Origin of the sequence: Streptococcus suis, assembly GCF_046032515.1 — a bacterium.
Classification (GTDB): Bacteria; Bacillota; Bacilli; order Lactobacillales; family Streptococcaceae; genus Streptococcus; species Streptococcus suis_AL.
The window spans coordinates 1-2,314 of sequence record NZ_JARQPJ010000043.1; the positions used below are offsets into that span (position 1 = coordinate 1).

1 pseudogene is annotated in these 2,314 nt (G+C 42.3%); it reads right to left on the reverse strand.

Going from position 1 to position 2,314, the window contains the following annotated elements:
* Positions 1 to 86: 86 nt before the first annotated feature.
* Positions 87 to 1,762 (reverse strand): annotated as a pseudogene (ltrA, locus tag P7J49_RS11495) (group II intron reverse transcriptase/maturase).
* Positions 1,763 to 2,314: the final 552 nt, after the last annotated feature.

The following is a 2,314-nucleotide window of genomic DNA, read 5'->3' on the forward strand; positions in this document are numbered from 1 at the left end:
AGTCGAGTAGGTTAGTGGTATTACTACCACCTTCCTCTCTAAGAACCGTACGTGAGAGTTTCCCCTCATACGGCTCAAGCATTTCATCACTCTTTCGAGCGGCTCTCAATAAATAGTCGCTGACAGTAGCTATGCACATAAGCCATATTATCAACTTCTTCCACACCTCCCTTTGATTTTGGAACTTTAAAGAAAATTTTTCTCTATCTTCTCCAAGTTCCATCGGGAGTCCACAGTGATGACAGCATCCGTCTTGTTTCTTCCAAACAAGTTTAAAACGACCTGTCAACCGTTTCATACCATGATTAAAGGTTCGTTGAGCAAAATAGTCTATATCCAAGTAAGGATTGGCATTTTCTCTGACTTTTGTATGTCTGACGATAGCAGTATGGTCAACTCGAATGAGTTCTTTATCGCCTGAAGCGAATACCCAACTTCGATTGCCTCTTCTATGCCAATACTTGGTCGAAACCCACCACTGGCCTTTCTTTGGATGACGACGTTTTGCCCATCGCCACAATAATTCGTATAAATGATAGTCCAGATAGGAGAAGGCTTCACTAGCACACACGGATTGGTGGTAGTTTGTCCATCCTCTTATCTGTTGATTTAGTTTCATGATTAAGACTTCTTGCTCCCATGCTTTTCCTCGCTTGAGGATGGTTTCTGAGAATTTACCAATAACAGTTTGAATAGAATTCTTAGATGGTTTTACAATCAATTTCCCCTTGTACTTCCGAAAATTCCAACCAAGTAGGTCGAAACCATCGTTGATATGAGTTACCAATGTCTTTTCCTCTGACAGCTCTAAGCCTCGTCCAAGCAGAAACTCTCTAATCAATTCTTTAGCCTCTAATGCAATTTCTTGTGTCGCAGCTGTGACGATAAAATCATCCGCATAACGGACAAGATTGACCTTATGGCTATTCTTGAATCGAAGGTCAATTTTTCCTAAACGATTGGTATGAAATCTATCTGATAAGACTTGTTGTAATCCATCGAGTGCCATATTGGCAAGGATAGGCGAAATGATACCGCCTTGTGGCGTGCCGTCTTCCGTTGGGAATAACTCACCCTTGAACACAAAACCTGCTTTAAGGAATTGTTTTAAGATAGATTTATCCATCGGAATGTTCTCTAAGAGCCAGTCATGACTGATGTTGTCAAAACAGCCTTTGATGTCGCCTTCTAAAATCCACTGAGGAGAAGCTTTCCGTGATAGTGCTGTGAAGATATATTCACAAGCATCTTGACAGCTTCTTCCTTTTCGGAAGCCGAATGATTTAGTATCCGCGGTTGTCTCTGCGACAGGCTCTAGTGCTAAAGCATAGAGTGCCTGCATGGCTCTGTCATACATAGTCGGAATCCCTAATGGACGTTTCTTCTTTTTCCCCTTTTTGTCGATGTAAACCCGTCTTAACGGACTGGCTTTGTAGCCTTTATCCGTTAGGGACAGGAGAGCTTCCATCTTTTGAGCAGGTGTCGTCCATAGTTCACCGTCTATACCAGCTGTTTTCTTGCCTTTGTTAGTCGTTACTCGACGAACGGCAAGTGCCTTGGCATAGAACGAATGGGTTAGTAAATATTGAAGTCTCTTCACTGTGTTAGTGTGTTTGGCTTGAGTAGCCTTGACAATCCTGATTTGTAGCCTATTCACTTCTTGTTCTGCTCTCTTCCAATCAATGCTTTTCCATTGTTTCGCAAGCAGTTGCTTGTGTGATAACTTCTCAGCTGGTGCTGTCGTTGAATGTTTATCATTCATAGGTTTACCTCCATTTTTGTCATGAAATACCATAGGATAAGTCTGCACCCTTTCAGGTCAGGGCAAAGTTTGAACCCCTATCTCCTACCATTACAGTTGGAGCATTCGCTTTTTATCCTTTCCTCTACCCTCTGTATCGTCTATCCCTCTTACGAGTTCAATACCTTCTATCGATTAAAAGGAATACATAGGGCTTACCAAGTTCCGTGTTATAAATAATTGTGAATACCTTAGGTGCCATCTTTGAGCCGGGAAGAATGTGTCCATTTGTCATCAGGTTATGAAAGCCCCAATGACCTCCTCCGTACCTTTTGGTGTAAGTGTATCAGCCTTATTTCACTTAGTCCCTGTAACGACTCTTGCGATGGTTCACGTCTGTTCACCATAGTATTCTTATCCTAACAGTCCATCCGATTTTAGGCTATCAGACTTTCCATATTGTCCCACAGGCTTCCCAACATAACCGTTACCAGTCAAGCAGGCTGTGGTAGGATTACCCCAAATGGATAGAGTAGCTAAACTAGCAATTTACAACACGACTTCTTGTCGCAC